Source organism: Luteolibacter yonseiensis, assembly GCF_016595465.1.
Taxonomy (GTDB): domain Bacteria; phylum Verrucomicrobiota; class Verrucomicrobiia; order Verrucomicrobiales; family Akkermansiaceae; genus Luteolibacter; species Luteolibacter yonseiensis.
In genome coordinates, this window is sequence record NZ_JAENIK010000011.1 from 1,053,333 (window position 1) to 1,071,860 (window position 18,528).

The 18,528-nt window shown below is 60.6% G+C and carries 14 protein-coding genes and 1 tRNA gene; 7 read left to right on the forward strand and 8 right to left on the reverse strand.

The window, feature by feature from the left end:
- The first annotated feature begins 122 nt into the window (after positions 1 to 122).
- Together JIN84_RS14205 and JIN84_RS14210 are read left to right on the forward strand one after the other, a co-directional pair.
- On the forward strand, positions 123 to 1,526 hold the full coding sequence (locus JIN84_RS14205) for a nitrilase-related carbon-nitrogen hydrolase (RefSeq protein WP_200351701.1): 1,404 nt from the start codon (positions 123 to 125) through the stop codon (positions 1,524 to 1,526).
- On the forward strand, positions 1,523 to 2,581 hold the full coding sequence (locus JIN84_RS14210) for an alpha/beta hydrolase family protein (RefSeq protein ID WP_200351702.1): 1,059 nt from the start codon (positions 1,523 to 1,525) through the stop codon (positions 2,579 to 2,581). Before JIN84_RS14205 ends, JIN84_RS14210 begins: the two co-directional genes overlap by 4 nt.
- A gap of 53 nt (positions 2,582 to 2,634) precedes the next feature.
- Here the strand turns inward: JIN84_RS14210 and JIN84_RS14215 are convergent, their stop codons facing one another.
- Positions 2,635 to 3,411, reverse strand: coding sequence for an MBL fold metallo-hydrolase (locus tag JIN84_RS14215; RefSeq protein ID WP_200351703.1), 777 nt, complete (start codon positions 3,409 to 3,411; stop codon positions 2,635 to 2,637).
- A 215-nt stretch (positions 3,412 to 3,626) separates the two neighbouring features.
- Here JIN84_RS14215 and JIN84_RS14220 point away from each other — a divergent pair, with 215 nt between their 5' ends.
- Positions 3,627 to 4,241, forward strand: coding sequence for a rhomboid family intramembrane serine protease (locus JIN84_RS14220; protein WP_234043471.1), 615 nt, complete (start codon positions 3,627 to 3,629; stop codon positions 4,239 to 4,241).
- A gap of 15 nt (positions 4,242 to 4,256) precedes the next feature.
- Here JIN84_RS14220 and JIN84_RS14225 read toward each other — a convergent pair whose 3' ends face one another.
- The 4 genes from JIN84_RS14225 to JIN84_RS14240 all read right to left on the reverse strand — a co-directional run bounded on the left by JIN84_RS14225 (position 4,257) and on the right by JIN84_RS14240 (position 9,571).
- A complete protein-coding gene (locus JIN84_RS14225; protein ID WP_200351705.1) occupies positions 4,257 to 5,177 on the reverse strand; it encodes a pseudouridine-5'-phosphate glycosidase in 921 nt (306 codons plus the stop codon).
- The gene (locus JIN84_RS14230) at positions 5,174 to 6,085 is read right to left on the reverse strand and encodes a PfkB family carbohydrate kinase (RefSeq protein WP_200351706.1); all 912 of its coding nucleotides are present in this window, start codon (positions 6,083 to 6,085) and stop codon (positions 5,174 to 5,176) included. The genes JIN84_RS14225 and JIN84_RS14230 overlap by 4 nt, the downstream gene beginning before the upstream one ends.
- A gap of 352 nt (positions 6,086 to 6,437) precedes the next feature.
- Positions 6,438 to 7,052 carry a DUF4082 domain-containing protein gene (locus JIN84_RS14235; protein WP_200351707.1) on the reverse strand — a complete coding sequence of 205 codons (615 nt, stop codon included), beginning with the start codon at positions 7,050 to 7,052 and terminating at the stop codon, positions 6,438 to 6,440.
- Between the two features lie 290 nt (positions 7,053 to 7,342).
- Positions 7,343 to 9,571, reverse strand: a complete 2,229-nt coding sequence (locus tag JIN84_RS14240; RefSeq protein ID WP_200351708.1) for an NADP-dependent isocitrate dehydrogenase — start codon at positions 9,569 to 9,571, stop codon at positions 7,343 to 7,345.
- Positions 9,572 to 10,280: 709 nt separating this feature from the next.
- On the opposite strand from JIN84_RS14240, the gene JIN84_RS14245 reads away from it, so the two are divergent.
- The 4 genes from JIN84_RS14245 to JIN84_RS14260 all read left to right on the forward strand — a co-directional run bounded on the left by JIN84_RS14245 (position 10,281) and on the right by JIN84_RS14260 (position 12,474).
- On the forward strand, positions 10,281 to 10,712 hold the full coding sequence (locus JIN84_RS14245) for a DUF6941 family protein (RefSeq protein WP_200351709.1): 432 nt from the start codon (positions 10,281 to 10,283) through the stop codon (positions 10,710 to 10,712).
- Positions 10,713 to 10,739: 27 nt separating this feature from the next.
- Positions 10,740 to 11,543: an SDR family NAD(P)-dependent oxidoreductase gene (locus JIN84_RS14250; RefSeq protein WP_200351710.1), complete on the forward strand. Its 804-nt coding sequence runs from the start codon at positions 10,740 to 10,742 to the stop codon at positions 11,541 to 11,543.
- Positions 11,544 to 11,734: 191 nt separating this feature from the next.
- Positions 11,735 to 11,805 (forward strand) — tRNA-Gln (locus tag JIN84_RS14255).
- 168 nt (positions 11,806 to 11,973) lie between these two features.
- On the forward strand, positions 11,974 to 12,474 hold the full coding sequence (locus tag JIN84_RS14260) for a GNAT family N-acetyltransferase (RefSeq protein ID WP_200351711.1): 501 nt from the start codon (positions 11,974 to 11,976) through the stop codon (positions 12,472 to 12,474).
- 18 nt (positions 12,475 to 12,492) lie between these two features.
- Here the strand turns inward: JIN84_RS14260 and recF are convergent, their stop codons facing one another.
- From recF to JIN84_RS14275, 3 genes are all read right to left on the reverse strand, one after another.
- Positions 12,493 to 13,560: a DNA replication/repair protein RecF gene (recF, locus tag JIN84_RS14265; RefSeq protein WP_200351712.1), complete on the reverse strand. Its 1,068-nt coding sequence runs from the start codon at positions 13,558 to 13,560 to the stop codon at positions 12,493 to 12,495.
- A 71-nt stretch (positions 13,561 to 13,631) separates the two neighbouring features.
- Positions 13,632 to 14,888, reverse strand: coding sequence for a peptidylprolyl isomerase (locus JIN84_RS14270; RefSeq protein ID WP_200351713.1), 1,257 nt, complete (start codon positions 14,886 to 14,888; stop codon positions 13,632 to 13,634).
- A gap of 38 nt (positions 14,889 to 14,926) precedes the next feature.
- A complete protein-coding gene (locus tag JIN84_RS14275; RefSeq protein WP_200351714.1) occupies positions 14,927 to 18,514 on the reverse strand; it encodes a PKD domain-containing protein in 3,588 nt (1,195 codons plus the stop codon).
- Between the last annotated feature and the right edge of the window lie 14 nt (positions 18,515 to 18,528).

An 18,528-nucleotide genomic window follows, 5' to 3' on the forward strand; every position in this document is an offset into this window, starting at 1 on the left:
GGGAAAATAGGCGGCGGTTCTTCGGGCGGAAAGGTGTTTTTCCGGAGAAAATGACATTGCCCGGAGGTTTTGTTTCACCAATGATTGATTGGTCTGTTGATGGCCATTTTCCGAACTCTTCCATGAAACACCTTTCTTCGTTTCCCGCCCGCTGCACGTTGTCCGTGATTTCCGGAGCGGTGTTCGCCTCGGCGTTTCCGGCGATCGGCTGGAGATGGCTGGTGCTGCCCGGCCTGGTTGGATTGTTGATCGCTCTCGATGGTGAGAAAGGGACGCGGGCGCGGACCATCGGTTTCCTGCACGGGATGGCGGTTTATGCGTCCGGGCTGACATGGCTGATGGAAATATTCGGCACCATGGCGGTGATGTTGTGGGCGGTGCTCGCGGGATTCAGCGTGCTGTTCGCGGAGTTCCAGAGCCGTGCCGCGATCCGGGGAATCACCGGATGGAAATGGGCCGCCTTCACCGCGTTGAACTGGTCGGCGCTGGAGTTCATACGAGCGGAGCTGTTTCCTCTCAAGTTTCCCTGGATGACGGCCGGACTTGCGGTGGGGCCGAATTCGTTGCTGCCATGGATCGGTGTTTACGGTGTGGGTCTGGTTGTCGTGCTGGCTACGGCTTTTCTCGTAGCGAGGAAATGGATGGGGGGAACGGTGGCGCTGTCGGTGCTGGCTGCCTGCGTTTTCCTGAATCCCCGTGTGCCGGAACCTGCGGATGACGACGCGCGCGCGGTCAGTGTGGGTGGCTTGCAACTGGAGGGCGTTTCCCTGACCGACTATCTCAAGGGGACGCGGGAGATGCCGGCCGGCGTGGATCTGGTGGTGTGGCCGGAGTATGCCGTTCCCTATGACATCCGTTCGGACAAGCGCGATTGGGAATTGGTGCGGAAGCTTTGCCATGAACGTGGGCTGACACTTGTTTTCGGCAGCAAGGTCGGCCTCGCGTCGGACAAGGACTGGCGGAACATCGCCCTGACCGTTGATCCTTCAGGCGTCCTCGGCGAGCATACGAAAGTCCATCCCGTGCATTTTTTCAATGATGGCGCACCGGGCAAGACCACGTTGCCGGTCCCGACCGCCCACGGCAAAATCGGCACGCCCATCTGTTTCGACTGCGACTACGAAGGAGTCGTCCGGGGCATGACCGCCGCCGGAGCGGAGCTGATCGTCGCGCCGACCATGGATGCGGAGAAATGGACTGCCCGCCAGCACGACCAGCATGCGGAGCTTTTCCGCATCCGTGCCTGTGAGAACGGACGCTGGCTTTTCGTCGTGGCGACCTCGGGTGTTTCACAAATCATCGATCCGAACGGTCATCTCCACGCAAGGCTGGACGCTCTCAAGCAGGGTCCTGTCCACGGCATGATGAAGCGGGAAACCGCACTCACGATCTACACCCGTGTCGGTTGGCTGACCCCTTGGTGCGTGCTGGGAGCGGCGGCTGTTTGCTGGCTTGCACTGCTTTTCAAGAAAACGCGCATTGGCAAAGACCGTGATTCAGCCGTTCCCCCAAACACCGATCCATGAAATCCGCTTTCGTCACGTGTTTCCTTTCGATTTTCCATCTGTTCAGAAAAGCCACCCTGCTGAACATCGTGTTGATCGCAAACTGTTGCCTGGCGGATGCGGAACGGACTGCCGCTGGCGCCGGGTCGGGAATATCCGCAGGATATGAAGCTCCGTCGGACGCACCCTACACCGCTTGCGAGGTGTCCGTCCCCACACCGGCAGGCCATCAACTGGCGGGAACCCTGACCCTGCCGAAAAATGCCGGGAGGGACCATCCTGTCGCAGCGGTGATCACCATCACCGGATCCGGGCCGCAGGAGAGGGATGGATTTCTGGGAATCGGCGACTACCGTCCTTTCCGGCAGATCGCCGATGAACTGGGCCGCAGGGGAATCGCCGTGTTGCGTATGGACGACAGGGGGACGGGTTCGTCCGGCGGCACCTTCAGGGGCAGTACTAGCGGGGACTTCGCGGAGGACGTCCGGGCTGGCCTGGCATGGTTGCGGAGCCGCCCGGAAATCAATCCGGACAAACTGGCGGTCCTGGGATATAGCGAAGGTGCGGTGATCGCGCCGCTGGTGGCGCAGAAGGAATCGGGGCTGGCCGCGCTCGTGCTGCTGGCCGGAGTGGCGGAACCTCCCCGCAGCGCTTTGCACTTTCAGATCGGGAATCAATATAGGCACGACCCATCGTTGACACCGGCCATGCGGGACGAGCTGCTGGCCGCCATTCCCGCGAAAATCGACGCGATGATGACCGGAGATCCGTGGCTCAGTTTTTTTCTCACGCTTGATCCCTCCGCAGCCATGCGTCGTGTGAAAGCGCCCGCGCTTGTCCTGACCGGATCCCGCGACCAGCAGGCGTTGCCGGCACAGGTTCCGTTGCAAGCGGCGGCATTTCTGGAGGGGGGCAACATGGATGTGACCGCCTGTGTGGTTCCCGGACTCAATCATCTTCTGGTGAAGGATGAGGACGGCTTTCCGGGAAATTATGCGAAGTTGCCGTCTCCGGTCCGGATCGATGCCGAGGCTCTGGCTTTCGTCTGCGATTGGTTGGTGAAGAGGTTGCGCTGATTTCGCTCCCTCGTCGGTATCGATGATGATGACAAAGCCCGGAGGTTGGCCGTCTATCGGGCTGACAAGAACGGATTGCTCCGCCGCTCTTCCCCGAGTGTGGTGGCCGGACCATGACCGGGCAGCAGCACGGTGGTGTCAGGCAGTGGTGCGAGGACATCGTCCAACCGTGCGAGGGCGTGTTGATATCGTTCACGTGTCGGACAACCTCCCATGGATCCTGCGAAAAGCGCGTCACCCGTGACAAGGACCGGTAGCTCAAGTCCCTCGATGAGGTATCCGACCTGGGGTGTGTGGTGGCCGGACAGATCCACCGCGCGGATGACGAGGGAGCCGCATGTGTGGCTGTCTCCGGCGGCGACGGGGGTGGTGCGGGGGATTTCCGGACCATGTATCGGAATACCTTCAAACGAAGCATTTCCTCCGATGTGGTCGCGATGGCCGTGAGTGATGAAAATTTGATCAGGACGGATGCCGCCGAGCGCGGTCAAGCAGGAGTCGCGGTCGTTGCCGGTATCGAAAAGCAGGGCCGTTCCGCCGGATCTCACCAGCCAGGCGTTCACCCGTTCGCCGTCGAAGGGGAGATCGAGCCGTTGGATTTCCGGAAGGGTAATGGGTTGCGGATGATAATGAGCGTGGTTCGCAAGCGCCTCCGGATCGAGGCCCAAGGCCGGGGCCAGCTTCCGGGCGATGTCCGCGGAAAAATCGCCTCGGGAAAACGCGAGCACGTCCTTTTCCGCAAGTCCCGCCCGCGCCGCCGCCTCGGCCGGTGCGAGTTCAAGTCCCTTGAAGGCCTTGCGAATGACGTAGGTGAAATCGTCTTCCAACATGTGATGCGGGCAAGGTAATGCAGAAGGATCGGTTGGGAAATGGATTTGTCGTCCGGACTTGCAATGATCATCGGAAACCGTGGGGGATGCCGGATGATTCCTTTCCGGTTGCCACTCCCGGCCGACTAGGCTTCATAAGGCCTGTGAGTTTTCAATCCGTCGGCCTGAAGAGGCTATTCCGCGAGCAGGGGCCTTTGTTGATATTGATCGGCCTGATGTTCCTGATTTTTTTCGCGCAGGAGGCTTTCGGGCCGCTGTGGTACATGAATCTCATGTCGGTGCCGGCGGATGTGATGGAAAGCTGGAATCATCTGCTGGAAGGGAGGTCATCCGTCGCGGACTGGAAAACATTCGGGACCATGCTGAGTTATGCGTTTCTTCATGGAGACATCGAGCACATCACGTCCAACATGACTTTCTTCTGGATCTTCGGGGCGTTGCTCGTCGAATTGCTCGGGTGGCGCTGGATGCTGGTGCTGTTTGTGGGCACTTCCATCGCCGCCGCGGCCACGCATGTGGGGATGCATCGTGACGATCTCGCGCCGATGCTGGGAGCGTCGGGCGCGCTGATGGGCTTCGAGGGAGCCTATCTCGGCCTGGCGGTGCGGTGGAAACTTCCCTCTCCGCACATATGGCCCATGTCGAGGCCGGTCACACCCGGGCAACTGGCGTTGCTGGCCGTGGTCGGGGTTTGTTTGGATTATCTCAACCTGATGTCCGGGGATGGGGAAAGGATCGCCTACGGGGCGCACGTGGGTGGCTTCACGATGGGCCTGCTGCTTGCCTCGACGGTCATTCCCAAGCCGAAGAGCGCGTGGGCGGCACGCTGAGTTTCGCCGGGATTTTCACGCGTTCCTCTGCCGGACGATCTCCGTGGCGATGGCGGAGGCAAGGCGGGCGTTGTTGAGCACGAGCGCGATGTTGGCCGTGAGCGAACGTCCTTCGGTGAGTTCGTAGATTCGCTGGAGGAGAAAGGGTGTCACCGCTTTGGCGGCGATTCCCCGGGACTTCGCCTCCGCCAGAGCGCTTGCGACCACGGGCATCATGATATCGCGCGTGATCTCGTCGCCGGGCGGGATGGGATTGGCCACAAGCTGGCCACCGGGCAGGCCGAGGCGGGCGCGCATGAGGTGGGAGGCCGCGATTTCCGCCGGGTCATCAAGCCGCAGGGGCGCGGCCAAGCCGGAAGATCTCGACCAGAAGGCGGGAAAATCATTTTGCCCGACAGCGATGACGGGGACGCCGAGGGTTTCGAGCACCTCCAGGGTTTTCGGGAGATCGAGAATGGCTTTCGCTCCCGCGGACACGACGGAGACGGCGGTTTCCGAGAGTTCGCGGAGATCGGCCGATATGTCGAAATCCTGTTCCGCGCCCTGATGCACGCCACCGATGCCGCCGGTGGCGAAAACATCGATGCCCGCGAGCCGGGCGCAGATCATGGTTGCGGCGACGGTGGTGGCTCCCGTGCGCTTGGAGGCAAGTGCGATGGCGAGATCCGCCCGCGAGAGTTTCATGACGCCTTTCGCCTGGCCCAGGGATTCGAGTTCTTCCGGGGAAAGACCGATGCGGATGTTGCCGTCCATGACCGCGATGATGGCGGGAACCGCGCCTGCCGAGCGGACCTCCGCTTCCACCAGACGCGCCGTTTCCACGTTCTGGGGATAGGGCATGCCGTGGGTGATGATGGTGGATTCAAGCGCGACGACCGGCGTCCCCGCGTCACAGGCGGCTCGGACCTCTTCCGAAAACTGGAGGGGCAGCTTCATAGTCCGACTTCCCCCGAGACATAAATGGCCGCGGCTTCAAGTGCGGCGGAAAGCGCTTCCGCACGGGATCTGCCCGCGCGTTCCGAGACGATGTGCGAGGCAAGGAATGTGTCGCCCGCACCTGTGCAGCGCCCCGCTTTCACCTGGGGAGGATGATCCGTGATGACACCTTCTCCAGCAAGCGCGTCCGAGCAACCACGGGGGCCGTCGGTGATGATCGCACGCCGGGCACCGAGTGCCAGCATGCCATGCGCCGCGGTTTCGGAATCCGGGAACTTCTCGTGGCAGAGCAGGCCCGCTTCCTCCAGATTGACATAGAGCGTCGCACGCGGATGGGGGATCAACGAGCGGAGTCGCTCTGCTTTCCCCGGACTGGCCGGAGCGATGCAGAGGTTGGCGGCGGCGAAGAGCGGGGAGACGGCGATGTCCGCGAGCAGCTCTTCCGTTAGATTTCCATCCAGCGCGATCAGGCCGGACCAGGGATTCTCCGCGCTGCCGAGGCGGCCATCGGCAAGAGGCGTGAGAATGTCCCCACCGGAGGCTTCCAGAGAATGGGCGTCGGCGATCGCCGCGATGACACCGTTCACGTCCTCGATCGCCATGTAGCGGTCGGTCGGCAGCCCGGAGTCGCGATACACGTAGCGTGTGTCGATTTCCATTCCACCGCAGGCGGCGATCAGTTCGTCACCCACCGCATCCCGGCCGATGGCGGTGAGCAGGGTGGGCGCGAGGCCGAAGCGGCGCATGGTCATCGCCACATTCATCGCCACCCCCCCGGGAAGCCGCGTGATGCGTCCGCCGACATCCGAACCATGGCGCATGGCGACGGGTGCGCGCCCGATGATGTCCCAGAGGACGGCTCCGATGCAGATGATGTCGGGAGGGCTGGATGGATTCGGAAGAGTCATCGGGCGGAATACAAGCGGTTGAGCACGCCGCTGGCCAAGTTTTTTGGTGGGAAATGTGGCGGGGGCTGGAACTCCGGAAGATGGCATCGCGTGAAGCGGCTTCTTCCGGGCTGGCCCGGAAAAGACCAATGCCGGAGATGTCGAACGCCAGCGTGACGAACTACCTGCCAAGACCCGGTCGCGAGGCGATTTGCCGCAAGTCGCGCGAAATCATCCCCAAGGGGTCCCTCCTTGAGTCAAAATCTGAACCCAGCCAACACATCCCCGCGCCCCACCTCAAAAGCTGGAGAAATGGAATTGCTCCAGCCTTGGGGCCGGCCGCGCGGGATATCGGGAGCTTCGAACCGCCTTATCAGCGGCGGCGCCGCAGAAAAGGAATGGCCGCGATACCCGCGAGCAATGCGACACCCGGTTCCGGGACCGCATTGAACTTGAAGTTGGCTGTTAGATAGTGCCCCAATCCGTTTGGATCACCCGTTGGAAAAACACCTGTCATGTTGCTTCGCGCGCTTCCCAGCGTGATGCCCGCCGCGGCAGTGGCCGCTGCGATGGATTGGTTGGCCGGAGAAACATCCATGTTGGTATACATGGTGGCTCCGATCGTATAGGTGGTGTTGGCACTGAGTGTGATCGGCTCCGGAACGGTGGTATATCGATAGCCGCCTTCCAGCGTTCCGGTCGTTCCGCTGGAAACCGTCGCGGTTCCCACGACAGTTCCCCCGCTGTTCCAGATCGTCACAGGATGGGCGGTTCCCAATCCGTTGCCACCGGCGTCAAAGAAGCCCAGATCAGTGACGGTCAGAGGATTCGATCCCACAGTGAAGGTGTATCCCAGAACGTATTGGGCGTTCCCCGCGTTGGAGTAGGTTGAGACCGGGGTTGGAAGGGAAAAGGCCGTTACTGCCGCGGACGCGCTGGACGCGATCACAAGAGAGGCAAGCGTGGTGATGAGGATGGATTTTTTCATTAGCATGGACATCGTTTAAAAGCGCCGGTGAGGTTCGGGGTCAAGGATATTTCTAACATATCCGGCTTGTGCGGATTCCAAGCGGCCATGCGCCGTCCGAAAAACCGAAGATGTCCATCCCCTCCTTCTGACTAGCTCTGGACTTGGAGGTTATAATGGTTCTCCCGCTTCTTCACGGTGGCAAGTATTTGTTAGATATTCCGAACTTCAATACGACGAAAAACCCGCCGAACATGCGTCCGGCGGGCTTGTGAGGTGAATGAACTGGAATGGTTCATTTCCTATCAAATTCAGATCGCCGCGAGGATGTGGTTGAACGTCTCGCTCGGGCGGAGCGCGGCGTTGGCTTTTTCATCATCCGGCTGGAAGTAGCCGCCGATGTCCACAGGCTTGCCCTGCACGGCGAGGAGTTCCTCGACGATGCGGGCCTCGTGGGTGAAGAGGGCTTCCGAGACGGGGGTGAAGATGGCTTTCAGTTCGGCATCGTTGTCTTGTGCGGCGAGCGCCTGCGCCCAGTAGAGGGCGAGGTAGAAATGCGAGCCGCGGTTGTCGATGGTGCCGAGCTTGCGGCCCGGACTGCGGTCGAATTCCAGGAACTTGCCGGTTGCCGCGTCCAGCGTGTCGGCGAGGACCTTGGCCTTCGGCAGGCTGAAGATCTCGCTGATCTGCTCGAACGACGGAGCGAGCGCGAAGAACTCGCCGAGGGAATCCCAGCGCAGGTAGTTTTCCTCGGTGAACTGCTCCACGTGCTTCGGCGCCGAACCGCCCGCACCGGTTTCGAAGAGTCCGCCGCCGTTCATGAGGGGGACGATGGAAAGCATTTTCGCGGAGGTGCCGACTTCGAGGATCGGGAACAGGTCGGTGTTGTAGTCGCGCAGGACGTTGCCGGTTACGGAGATGGTGTCCTTGCCTTGGACGATGCGCTCGAGCGAGAAGGTGCAGGCTTCGGCAGGCGGCAGGATGTGGAGATCGAGGCCGGTGGTGTCGTGGTCCTTGAGGTAGGTTTCGACCTTGGCGATGATCTGGGCGTCGTGGGCGCGGTTCTTGTCCAGCCAGAAAACGGCGGGGTCGCCGGAGGCCTTGGCGCGTTTGACGGCGAGCTTCACCCAATCCTGGATCGGGGCGTCCTTGGTCTGGCAGGCGCGCCAGATGTCGCCCTCTTCGACTTCATGGGAGAGGAGGACGTTTCCGGCGGAGTCGGTCACCTTGACGGTGCCTTTCGCCGGGATTTCAAAGGTCTTGTTGTGGGAGCCGTATTCTTCCGCCGCCTGTGCCATGAGGCCGACGTTCGGGACGCTGCCCATGGTTTTCGGGTCGAGCGCGCCGTTCTTTTTGCAGAAATCGATGACGGCCTGGTAGATGCCCGCGTAGCTGGAATCCGGGATGACGGCGAGGGTGTCGCCGGTCTTGCCCGCCGGGTCCCAGACCTTCCCGCCCGCACGGATCATGGCTGGCATGGAAGCGTCCACGATGACGTCGGACGGGACGTGGAGGTTGGTGATGCCCTTGTCGGAGTTCACCATGGAAAGGGCCGGACCCGCTTCGTAGCCGGCCTGGATGTCCGCCTCGATCTCCGCTTTCTTGTCAGCGGGCAGCTTGGCGATTTTCGCGACGAGATCGCCGAAGCCGTTGCGGAAATCGACGCCGAGTTCCTTGAGCGTGCCGGCGTGCTTGGCGATGAGATCCTTGAAGAAAACCTCCACGGCGTGGCCGAAGATGATGGGATCGGAAACCTTCATCATCGTCGCCTTCATGTGGAGCGAGAGCAGGACGTCCTCTTTTTTCGCGAGGGCGATCTGTTCGCCAAGGAAAGCGACGAGAGCGGCCTTGCTCATGAAGGTGGCGTCCAGGATCTCACCGGCCTTGAGAGGGGTGGACTCCTTGAGGACCTTGCTGTTGCCGTCCGCTCCGAAGAATTCGATTTTCACATCGGTGGCCGCCGGCACGGTGACGGATTTTTCGTTCGAGAAGAAATCGCCCTTGCCGTTCATGCTGCCGACGGTGGTCTTCGAGTCGGCGGTCCACCTGCCCATCGAGTGGGGGTGGGCTTTCGCGTAATCCTTCACGGCTTTCGGGGCGCGGCGGTCGGAATTTCCCTCGCGCAGCACGGGGTTCACCGCGCTGCCCATGACCTTCGCATAGCGGGCCTTGATGTCCTTCTCCGCATCGGTGGCCGGGCTTTCAGGGAAGTCCGGAAGCTTGTATCCCTTCGCCTGGAGCTCGGCGACGGCGGCCTTGAGCTGGGGGACGGAGGCGGAGATGTTCGGCAGTTTGATGATGTTCGCCTCGGGGGTGAGGGTCAGCGCGCCGAGTTCGGAAAGGTGGTCGGCGATCTTCTGGTCGTCGGTGAGGAAGTCCGGAAATTGCGAAATGATGCGCCCCGCCAAAGAAATGTCGCGCGTCTCCACCGTGATGCCCGAGTGCTTCGTGAACGCTTGGACGATCGGCAGGAAGGAATAGGTGGCGAGGGCGGGAGCTTCGTCGGTCTTGGTGTAGATGATGGTGGGAGTCGCGGACATGGCTTTTGGAGAAATCGTGCGCAGTGGATTAGTGCATGGAGTTCTGGCGGTCAAAAGCAATCGCTTCGCCAAGCTTGGCGGCATTTTCCCGGGTTGTTCGCAGGCATGTGGACAGCGATGTGAATAACTTGGGAAAATGTTCGGAAAAGGCCCGGATTACAGGAGCGAGCGGCGGTTTCCAGCGATCTTATAAAACGAATGTTCCAGAACTCTTTGCAGGCAAATTGGAAAGTTATTCGCAAGCCTGACAGCAATATTCGATGTGAATAATTTTTTAATCATCTGACAGTCAGCGATTATCAGACTTATTGCGACCTTATCCGCAGTTGCCACCAAGTTATTCACATCGAGGGAAGTCGCTGGATTCGGGGCATTTCGTGGCAACAGAGCAACGCCGGACTTTCGAAAATGGGTTGTGAATTCGATTGTGAATAACTTGGGGAAATCTCCGATTCGTCCCTTGAAAATGAGAGTAAAACCTACCTCAATCCGGCAGCGCGGTGGATTCGGCCGCGCCGGGGATGACCCGCACTGTGGGGTGGGGGCCGGAAGCCCTTGGAATCGGGGCGTGACAATTTGCCCGGAACCTCGAAGCGGCGGATATTTCCGCTTTACGCTGGGGCGCGATCCGGTCAGACAAGTGCCCCCTCTGTCGCGCCAATTCGTGCGCGGAGTTCATTTCAATAAATCCACCGTAAACCATCCAATCATGGACATCCAAATCGCCACTCTTTGTGACTTCGCTGCCGACTACAACGGCAAGCTCGTCATTTCCGGAACCTTCGACACACTCGCGGCGCGTGCCACCCCCGTGGTGCACCCTGCCTGCGCGCTCGCCATGCGCTTCTGCTTCACCCCGGAAGATGCCGGCCGTCACAAGCTCTCCATCAACATCATCAACGAGGACGGCGAATCTCTCGACCCGAACAACATGCCGATCGAGCCCGAGTTCGAAGTCCAGCTTCCGAAGAACGTTCCTTTCCTGACCCGCAACATCGTCATGAACCTGCAAGGCCTCCGCTTCGAGGAAGCCGGCATCTACTCCATCGACATCGGTTGCGACGGTGAGGTCCTCGTCCGTCTGCCACTGCGCATTGTCCAGGTCTCCCAAGGCCCCAACGGCGAAACTCAGTTGGCGTAATCTTCCGGCATGGTGTATAGCCACGCCATGCCAGAAACCGCTTCCTTTTCCTGTGCCCTCATCACCGGCGCATCCGCCGGCCTGGGTGAGGAGTTCGCATTCCAAATCGCGCCACGAGTCCGAAAGCTCGTTCTCGTGGCGCGTCGCGAGCCGCTTCTTCTGCAGCTCGCGGACCGCGTGAGATCGCAGTTCCCTCACGTGGCCGTCGCCGTTCATGCCGTGGACCTGAACATTTCCGCCGAGCGTGAGACGCTGGTGAAAGATCTGACCGCGAGCGGGTTCCTGCCTGACCTGTTGGTGAACAATGCCGGCCTCGGCGACTACGGCGAGTTTGCCACCGCCACCTGGGAACGGTTGCGGTCCATGCTGTATGTGAACATCGAGGCGCTCACCCACCTCAGCCATGCGCTCGTTCCGGAAATGATCCGGCGCGGCGGCGGAGCCATCATCAACGTCAGCTCGCTCGCCAGCACGCTGCCCATCCCGGACTTCGCGGTCTATGCCGCGACGAAGGCCTATGTCTCCAGTTTTTCCGAAGCCCTGCGCATAGAACTCCGCGAGCACCACATCCGCGTGCTCGCCGTCTGCCCGGGGCCGGTGAGGACCGAGTTTGGCAAAGTGTCCCGCCGCTCGCCCGACGGTCCGGGCATGCCCTCGAGCAAATCCGCCTACGTGCCGAAGGAACAGGTCGTCGCCGAAGCCCTTGCCGGACTGGATCGCAATGTGGCCCGCGTCTATCCGGGGATCAAAATCGCCGCCGCAGCACTGCTCATTTCCGCCATGCCGATGGTGGTGATCCGTTTCGCCATGGGTTTCCGGCCGAGGAGGTGAAGAGCGGGCGAAGCGCGCGTTCATCCCGGGGATGTTGTGCCTTGATGGAATCCGGGTCCGTCCCGTGGTGAATTTCCACCTGACCGGGAAGATGATCGAAATCTTGTGAAATTGTGTGATTTTCCCTATTGCCAAACCCGGAAGCGGCGGTTTAGGTTGCGCCCGCCGCAGGCCGCAAGGCCGGTCGCAAAAGCCTCATAGTGTAATGGTAACACCCCGGATTTTGATTCCGTTATTCTAGGTTCGAGCCCTAGTGAGGCTACTTTCAGGTGGTTGATTTCCAATTGCCGGGTGATTTCTTCGCATGGAAACGATCCCCTTCCCGAGTTTCAATCGATGACGCGAATGGCGGAACGATGCCGGGCGCCCGACAGCTTGAATGTCTTTTCTTCAAGGGTGGGCAACAGCAGACACGATGGATTCTTTACCAATGATCAGGACTTATGAACCCGCTGACTGGGCCGGCATATGGGAGATTCTGGAGCCGGTATTCCGCGCGGGCAGGACCTACGTCTTTCCCCGCGATATTGGAGAGGATGAGGCCCGCAGGATCTGGATCGACGCACCCGAGGCCACTTTTGTTTTCGTCGATGAGGGGGAGATACTTGGAAGCTACTACATCAAGCCGAATCAGCCCGGTCAGGGAAGCCACATTTGCAACTGTGGCTATGTGGTGTCGGGCAGAGCCCGTGGCAAAGGGGTGGCTTCCCGGATGTGCGGGCATTCCCAACTGCAGGCGGTGGAGCGTGGTTTCCTCGGCATGCAGTTCAATCTGGTCGTTTCCACGAACGAAGGTGCCGTCCGGCTTTGGAAAAAGCTCGGGTTCGACATTGTCGGAACCCTTCCATCCGCTTTCAACGAGCCGGAAAAGGGATTGGTGGACGCCTACGTGATGTTCAAGCGCCTTGGTGCGGAGTCTTGCGAAGGCTGATCGGTGGGTGGTCCGACATCAGATGGGGATGTCCTTAACGTGTCCCGAGTCCAACCGGTAGCGCACGAGCTCGCGCAGTTCGGGCGTTTCCTCCAACCAGTCGAGATGCGTGGTGGTGATCCACTTCTGGGCGTTTGCGGGGAGGTGGTGCATGAGGGCGTTCCGGCGGGAGGGATCGAGCTCGCCGAAAATATCGTCCAAAAGGTAGATGGGCGGGGCTCCCCGGCGCAGGGTGAGGAGCTGGCCCTGGGCGAGCTTGAGGGAGAGGGCGAGCGTGCGTTGCTGGCCCTCGCTGGCGAACTGGGACGCGGGCATGCCGTGGACGCGCAGGTCGAGCTCGTCGCGGTGCGGACCCACCACGGCCTGGCGCAGGCGTGTCTCGCGTTCGCGGGCCTGCAGCATGGATTCGCGGAGATCGGGCCCGCTGGCGGGGAGGTAGTGGAGGGTGAGGGGTTCGTCTTTTCCGCTGATGTCCCGCTGGGCGGTCGCGGCGAGCGGGGAGAGGTCCGCGACGAGCTGGGCGCGGAGCCGCATCACGACCGTGCCGTGCTCGACGAGGATTTCTTCGTAAGCGAGCAATTCGGCATCGCGCGGGCGGGCTTGTTTGAGCAACAGGTTCTTCGCCCGCAGTGCCTGGCGATAGCGGGATGCGGACCGGCGGTAGTCGGTGCTGAGCTGGGAGCCGATGAAATCCAGGTAGCGGCGGCGCCCCTCACCGGGGCCGCGGACAAGGTCGAGGTCCTCATTCCCCATCCAGACGATGAGGCCGCCGTCTTCCAGATAGCTGGACTGGCTGGCGCGTGCCTCGTCGTCCGCCTTGAGAAAAAGCCCTTCGCGCGAGTGCCGGACCTGGCGTTCGCTCTGCCATGGATCGCCCGCGATGCCGAATCCGCCGCTGCCGAAACGGGCGAGCGTGGCCATGCGGTGGGTGCGCGGCGAATGCAGCCGGACGAGCAGGCAGATGGCTTCGAGGATGGATGTCTTCCCCTGTGCGTTGTCCCCTGTCAGGACGGCTCCTCCCGGAGGAACCTGGAGGTCCAACGTGGGGAAACAGCGGAAATCGAGAAGGCGGAGGGTGCTGAGCAAGGGATGGAAAAGAGAGTGACTGGAGATCGATTCTTAGGGAATCCGGAATGCGGGGTTATCAACGATGATGCCTATCTGCTTATGGTAAACGCGCCTGCGGCCAGTGGTTCCCAACCATGCTCAGCTGGATCGGGATAGCTGTCGTTGTAGTATTGAAAGTTATGATGACCGCTGATCAACTGGCTTGTGGCGGCGTCGCATCCGAGTCTGAGCCACTGAAGACCGGGATCGATACTTTCTGTGTATATGGCGACGCTGACGTTGTTCGGATCGAAGGAAGGAGCCTGCTGAAGCCCTGTGAAGGGATTGAAAGTGATGAATGGCCCACCTGACGGAATGCCATTGGCAGTGGTGTAAGTGATGGTGCCCGCCCTGCCGGTCGTGTTGAATGTGTAGGTGAACGAACCAGTCCCGAAGGGAACGGTTATGGTGCGGTTCGCGAGACTGTCGGGGGCGACGGAACCTGGGTGTCTCGTAACGGCAAGGTTGTAAAATGCTTTTGCTTCAAGAGCATTGTCGATGGGACTTGCCGCCACGGAAGGCATCGTCGGACCAGGGGCAAGGCGGATACGTCTTGTGGCGCTGCCGATGGAAATCCAGCCGCCGGATGCGAGAGTGGTGGAGCCGAAGGCTTGGAAAACATCCCCGGCGGTGAGAGGAGTGTCGAAGACGCAGGTGTTGGAAACGCCGGGGATCACGTTCAGCCGGACACGGGGGCAGATGACAGTGGGGATGTTCTGGGCGTGTTCATCAAACGCGGTCGCCGCCGGATCGGTCCGGGAGATGGTGACACCCGTGATGGTGGTGGCGTCATTTCCGCCGGCGAGGATGGCGTCCATGGTGGTGCGGCTGGCGGAGTCGGGAATAAGTCCGAAGATGGTGTGGACATTGTTCAGACTGGGAATCGAACTATTTCCGGTGAAGAAAATCTGGCTGCTGTTCGAGTTCGGGCCGCTGTTCGCCATGGAAAGCACGTAGGGAACGTGCGTGAGACCCGCATGGAATTCATCGCGGAAGGTGAAAGCCGGGCCGCCGCTGTTTGTGCCGGTGCCGGAGCCTGTCTGGGCGATTTTGAAACCGGATTCGTTGATGACCCTGAAAAACTTTTCTCCGGTGTAGTATCGTTTGTAATGGATGGCTCCATCGGCGGGATTGACCAACGCGCGCGTCCCCTGTGCCAGCGTAATGAAGTTCGCCACAGCCTGCGGAGCCTTGTCATACTGGAGCACCACGGTGACATTTCCTCTGGTCGTCTGGAAGGTGGCAAGCAGTTCGGCGTGGAGCGGACCGGCTGACAAAAGGGGAAGAAAAACCGCTGCGAATTTCATTTCCGGAAACTCCACAGAAATCCACGCCAGCGGCAAGCCTATTGGTTTACCTGTGTCCGCATTCTGAGGAAGCGTGCGGGTTGGTTGGCGAGAGGGACAGCGTCGCCGATTTTAACGATGGCCCGGCCACCCACCGGGGATCCGGTGACGATGCGCGAGGTTCCGCCCGCATTCCATGTCCAGATCCCGGTGCCTACTTTCGTGGCGATGGGTGTCCAACTGCCCACCAATGTGGACGAACCTTCGATGATGTAGGTAAGATCCGGTGCCGCAGGTTGGGGCATGTCAATGAGAAGGGAAATGCGGTCGTTGAGCAGCGGTTCTCCGGCGACGATACCCTGCGGCAGGGCGCTCGCGCCGTTGCCGCCCGAGCTTGCGAGTGGCGAGCGCCCGAGTGCGTATTCCATCAGGTTGCTGATGGAGTCGGCGTCGCTGTCTCCATCCGGAGTGGAGAGGGGACCATGGTCGGGAAACTGGGTTTCGCGCCAGGCGTAGTATCCGTTCGCATTTGGGGCGATGATGCCGCTCTGGCGGATGCTGTGATTTCTTCCGGCCGTGATGAAGGTGTTGTTGAAGAAGATGGCCGCATTCCGGTCATCAAGGGCCGGGGTGGTGAGATTGGTCCAATTGGCTCCGTCGGAAGAAACGAGATCGATATCGACACCGGAATTTTCCCAATCCGTTGCAGCTGCGAACCACACGCCATTGCCGTAGGCCACTCCCGCGGCATCCTCTCCCAGTGGAGTTCGGGTGCTGGTGAAAGTGGTCCCCAGATCGGTGGAGTGGCGCAGCTTGGAATAAAAGCCGCTGGCGAAAAACCGATCTCCGGCCCAATGGACATGGCGGAGATCCTGCCATGAGAGCAGGCCGGCACCGCCGGAGGTGTCGGTCCAGGTGATCCCATCCGGGGAGGTGAGGGCCACGCCATTTCCGCTTGTGCTGAAAACTCCGCGCCCGACAGCCACAAATTTCCCTCCACCATAGGAAAGACCCGATATGTAGGAAGTGGTGACGGAACTGGCCGCCGACCAGGTGATGCCGTCTGTCGACCGCCGGACGGTTCCATCATCAGAGATCACCACATAGACTCCTCCCCCGTAGGCGATACCTGAGAGAGGAGGGCCCGTAAAGAGGCGGCGTGTCCATGAACCGGAGTTTCCAGTGGGAGAGGTGAGAATGCAGCCCACCCAGTCTGAAATGTCGAAATTGTACTCTTGTCCGGCCAACAGGAACTTGGCTCCGTCCCATGTCATGGCGGACATGTGTTGGTTGTTGCCCAGTTGATGGGAGTTCCAGGTCACTCCGTCGATGGAGGTCGCGACCGGTCCTTTGCCGCTTGAATAATCCTCGCCCACGGCAATCACCTTGTCGGTGCTTGCCGCCAGCGCGTTGAAGTCGCCGGTCGAGCTGTTGGCCCGCGCGGTCCACGTGGTGATCGGATCCGCAACCGTGACGGTTTTCGTCGCCTGCGCGGTATTCCCCTTCATGTCGGAAACGGTGACCTTCACGGTATAGGTGCCGCCGCTGTTCCACGCGTAGGGGGCGATGGGGTGGTTGTCGAAGGTGAAGCCCTGGCCGAAATCCCATGAATAGGCGAGCTCGTCGCCATTTCCATCCGCGGCTTCCGCAATGAAGAGGCTGGTCTGTCTCGCTGCGAGGGTGGAAGGTCCGCGGAGGCTGACGGTCGGAGCCACATTGCCGGGAAACGGTCCGATGTTCACACGGACATCAAGATATTCCTGTGGAGAATCCCCTCCACGGGCGAGCGGGGTGATGTGGGTGTTGCCGTTTGAAAACGTGCGACCTATCGCGATCGATCCATCCGTGCGATCCGCCGTTCCGGCAAGCGATGTGGGAGTGGTATCGATGAGCCATGAGCGGGTCTGGCTCGGGCGTTGCCAGACGACGTTCGCTCCCGCCCTGAGCCAGTTGTTGGCGAAGAGGCGGCGGTAGCTGAGCCAGTAATACTCTCCTGTGGCCTTGGTCACCCGCAGGCCGCGGACGCCCGTGGTGTCACGGTCGTCGATCTGGTAGAGCCGGTGGGTGGCGCTTCCGCTGGCGGTGGCGTCGGTCCATTCGCCGGTGGCCAGCCAGTTGAGCCGCTGTTTCGCCTGTGAGTGGAAGGCCCCTTCGGGCAAGGGGCCGTCTCCCATCACGTCGAACACGTCGCCATATTCTTCGGAGGTTCCGGCAGGATCGACCGGATTGGTGCTTGCGACGGGAGGAGTCCAGAAGCTGGAATGGCCCAAGCCATAGTTATGGCCGAATTCATGGACATGCACATCCGCCGAGGATGTTCCCTGGATCCAGAGATCGGCCCCGCCCGCCAGGCCCGCATATTCCAAGCCTCCGCTCTTCATTGCTATATTGACGAACCAGACTCCGATGATGTCATAGCTTGAGGGAACGAACGCCGGATTGGCCGCCTGATACGCGGCTTTCGCATTCGAAAGGAGATCCGAGTTCCGGGTGGTCCCGCCGCCGATGTCGTCGTCATAGTAGCTGGATGGCTGTGGCAGGCGGGTGATGGTTGCGGAGACTGTCGCTTCGATCCAGGTTTTGCCGTAGGAGTAGTTCCTGATGTTGTCGGATACCGTGGTATTCAACAACGCGCCGTAAGTGCCGGCGTTCACCACTGGAAAGGAGGCGTTCGTTTTGTCGGAAAAATCACAGCGGATCATGAACACCTTTTTCTTGGTCTCCGTCCACGCGCTGGCCAACTGGTTGTTGAGGGCGATGGCTTCGACAAGATTGAAACCTCCGGCTCCGTCGGAGGCTTTCGGTAGGAAAATGGTACCGGCTCCGGTATGGGGGCCTGGTTTTTCATCCATGGCTTCGAGTGCCTTATTGAATTCCTGGAAGCTCGCCATATCGGCGAATTTGAAAATTTTCCCGCCCGCAACGACCGTCACGGGTTGTGGCCCGAGGTCCTGACCTGTGGCGAAGTCCCGCTCTGGAAATGGGTTTGCCAACGGATAAAGTTTTTCCATCACCGAAAGTTCATCAGGAGCCGGTTGGTGGAATATTCCCTCACGCAGCGCGGCCAGACTGCCTATGCGGATGCCTTGGACGGGTGATTTTTCCTTTGTATCCAGCCCGCTCCTGCGACCGAACACATGACTCTCCAGCGTGGGTCCTCCCTCTATCTCCGTCCAGCGTGTGGCATCCGGAAAATTAGCTATCTCTTTGGTCCCCGCTGGATCGGGCGAACCGGTGACGCATACGGGAAATACGCGGTAGTTGGCAATCGTACTGAAAGGCTCCTCGACCTCCGCCTGGATTTCGGGCGGGAGCTTTTTCCATACATCCAGCGTGACGGCCTGCTCAAGCGCCCGGCGAGGGTCCGTCCGGATGAGAGTTTCCATAGCGACACGACGCGCGCGGGCGAGTTGAAGTCCTGTTGCCTCATGTGACATTTGTCCGGCGGTGTCGGCCCGTGCTTGATCTTCCAACCAACGGGAGAAATCGGAAAAAACCTCCTCAGTGACAGAGACGACGTTTTTCCCTTGGGGATGGGCCACAAGCGGGAGGGAGGGTTTCTCTCCGGTTCGACCGAGCCAGAGCAGGGTAACAATGGCTAGCAATGCGAGCCCCAACAGCAGGGATATGTGTTTCCGAAAGTTCATGGGTTTGGGGAAAC

Bases quoted from the DNA above. Each gene is read 5' to 3' on its own strand.
- JIN84_RS14220 (WP_234043471.1), top strand. From the start codon at position 3,627: ATGTTCCTGATTTTTTTCGCGCAGGAGGCTTTCGGGCCGCTGTGGTAC.
- JIN84_RS14240 (WP_200351708.1), bottom strand. From the start codon at position 9,571: ATGTCCGCGACTCCCACCATCATCTACACCAAGACCGACGAAGCTCCC.
- JIN84_RS14260 (WP_200351711.1), top strand. From the start codon at position 11,974: ATGATCAGGACTTATGAACCCGCTGACTGGGCCGGCATATGGGAGATT.
- JIN84_RS14230 (WP_200351706.1), bottom strand. From the start codon at position 6,085: ATGACTCTTCCGAATCCATCCAGCCCTCCCGACATCATCTGCATCGGA.
- JIN84_RS14245 (WP_200351709.1), top strand. From the start codon at position 10,281: ATGGACATCCAAATCGCCACTCTTTGTGACTTCGCTGCCGACTACAAC.
- JIN84_RS14210 (WP_200351702.1), top strand. From the start codon at position 1,523: ATGAAATCCGCTTTCGTCACGTGTTTCCTTTCGATTTTCCATCTGTTC.
- JIN84_RS14235 (WP_200351707.1), bottom strand. From the start codon at position 7,052: ATGAAAAAATCCATCCTCATCACCACGCTTGCCTCTCTTGTGATCGCG.
- JIN84_RS14250 (WP_200351710.1), top strand. From the start codon at position 10,740: ATGCCAGAAACCGCTTCCTTTTCCTGTGCCCTCATCACCGGCGCATCC.
- JIN84_RS14275 (WP_200351714.1), bottom strand. From the start codon at position 18,514: ATGAACTTTCGGAAACACATATCCCTGCTGTTGGGGCTCGCATTGCTA.
- JIN84_RS14270 (WP_200351713.1), bottom strand. From the start codon at position 14,888: ATGAAATTCGCAGCGGTTTTTCTTCCCCTTTTGTCAGCCGGTCCGCTC.
- JIN84_RS14225 (WP_200351705.1), bottom strand. From the start codon at position 5,177: ATGAAGCTGCCCCTCCAGTTTTCGGAAGAGGTCCGAGCCGCCTGTGAC.
- JIN84_RS14205 (WP_200351701.1), top strand. From the start codon at position 123: ATGAAACACCTTTCTTCGTTTCCCGCCCGCTGCACGTTGTCCGTGATT.
- JIN84_RS14215 (WP_200351703.1), bottom strand. From the start codon at position 3,411: ATGTTGGAAGACGATTTCACCTACGTCATTCGCAAGGCCTTCAAGGGA.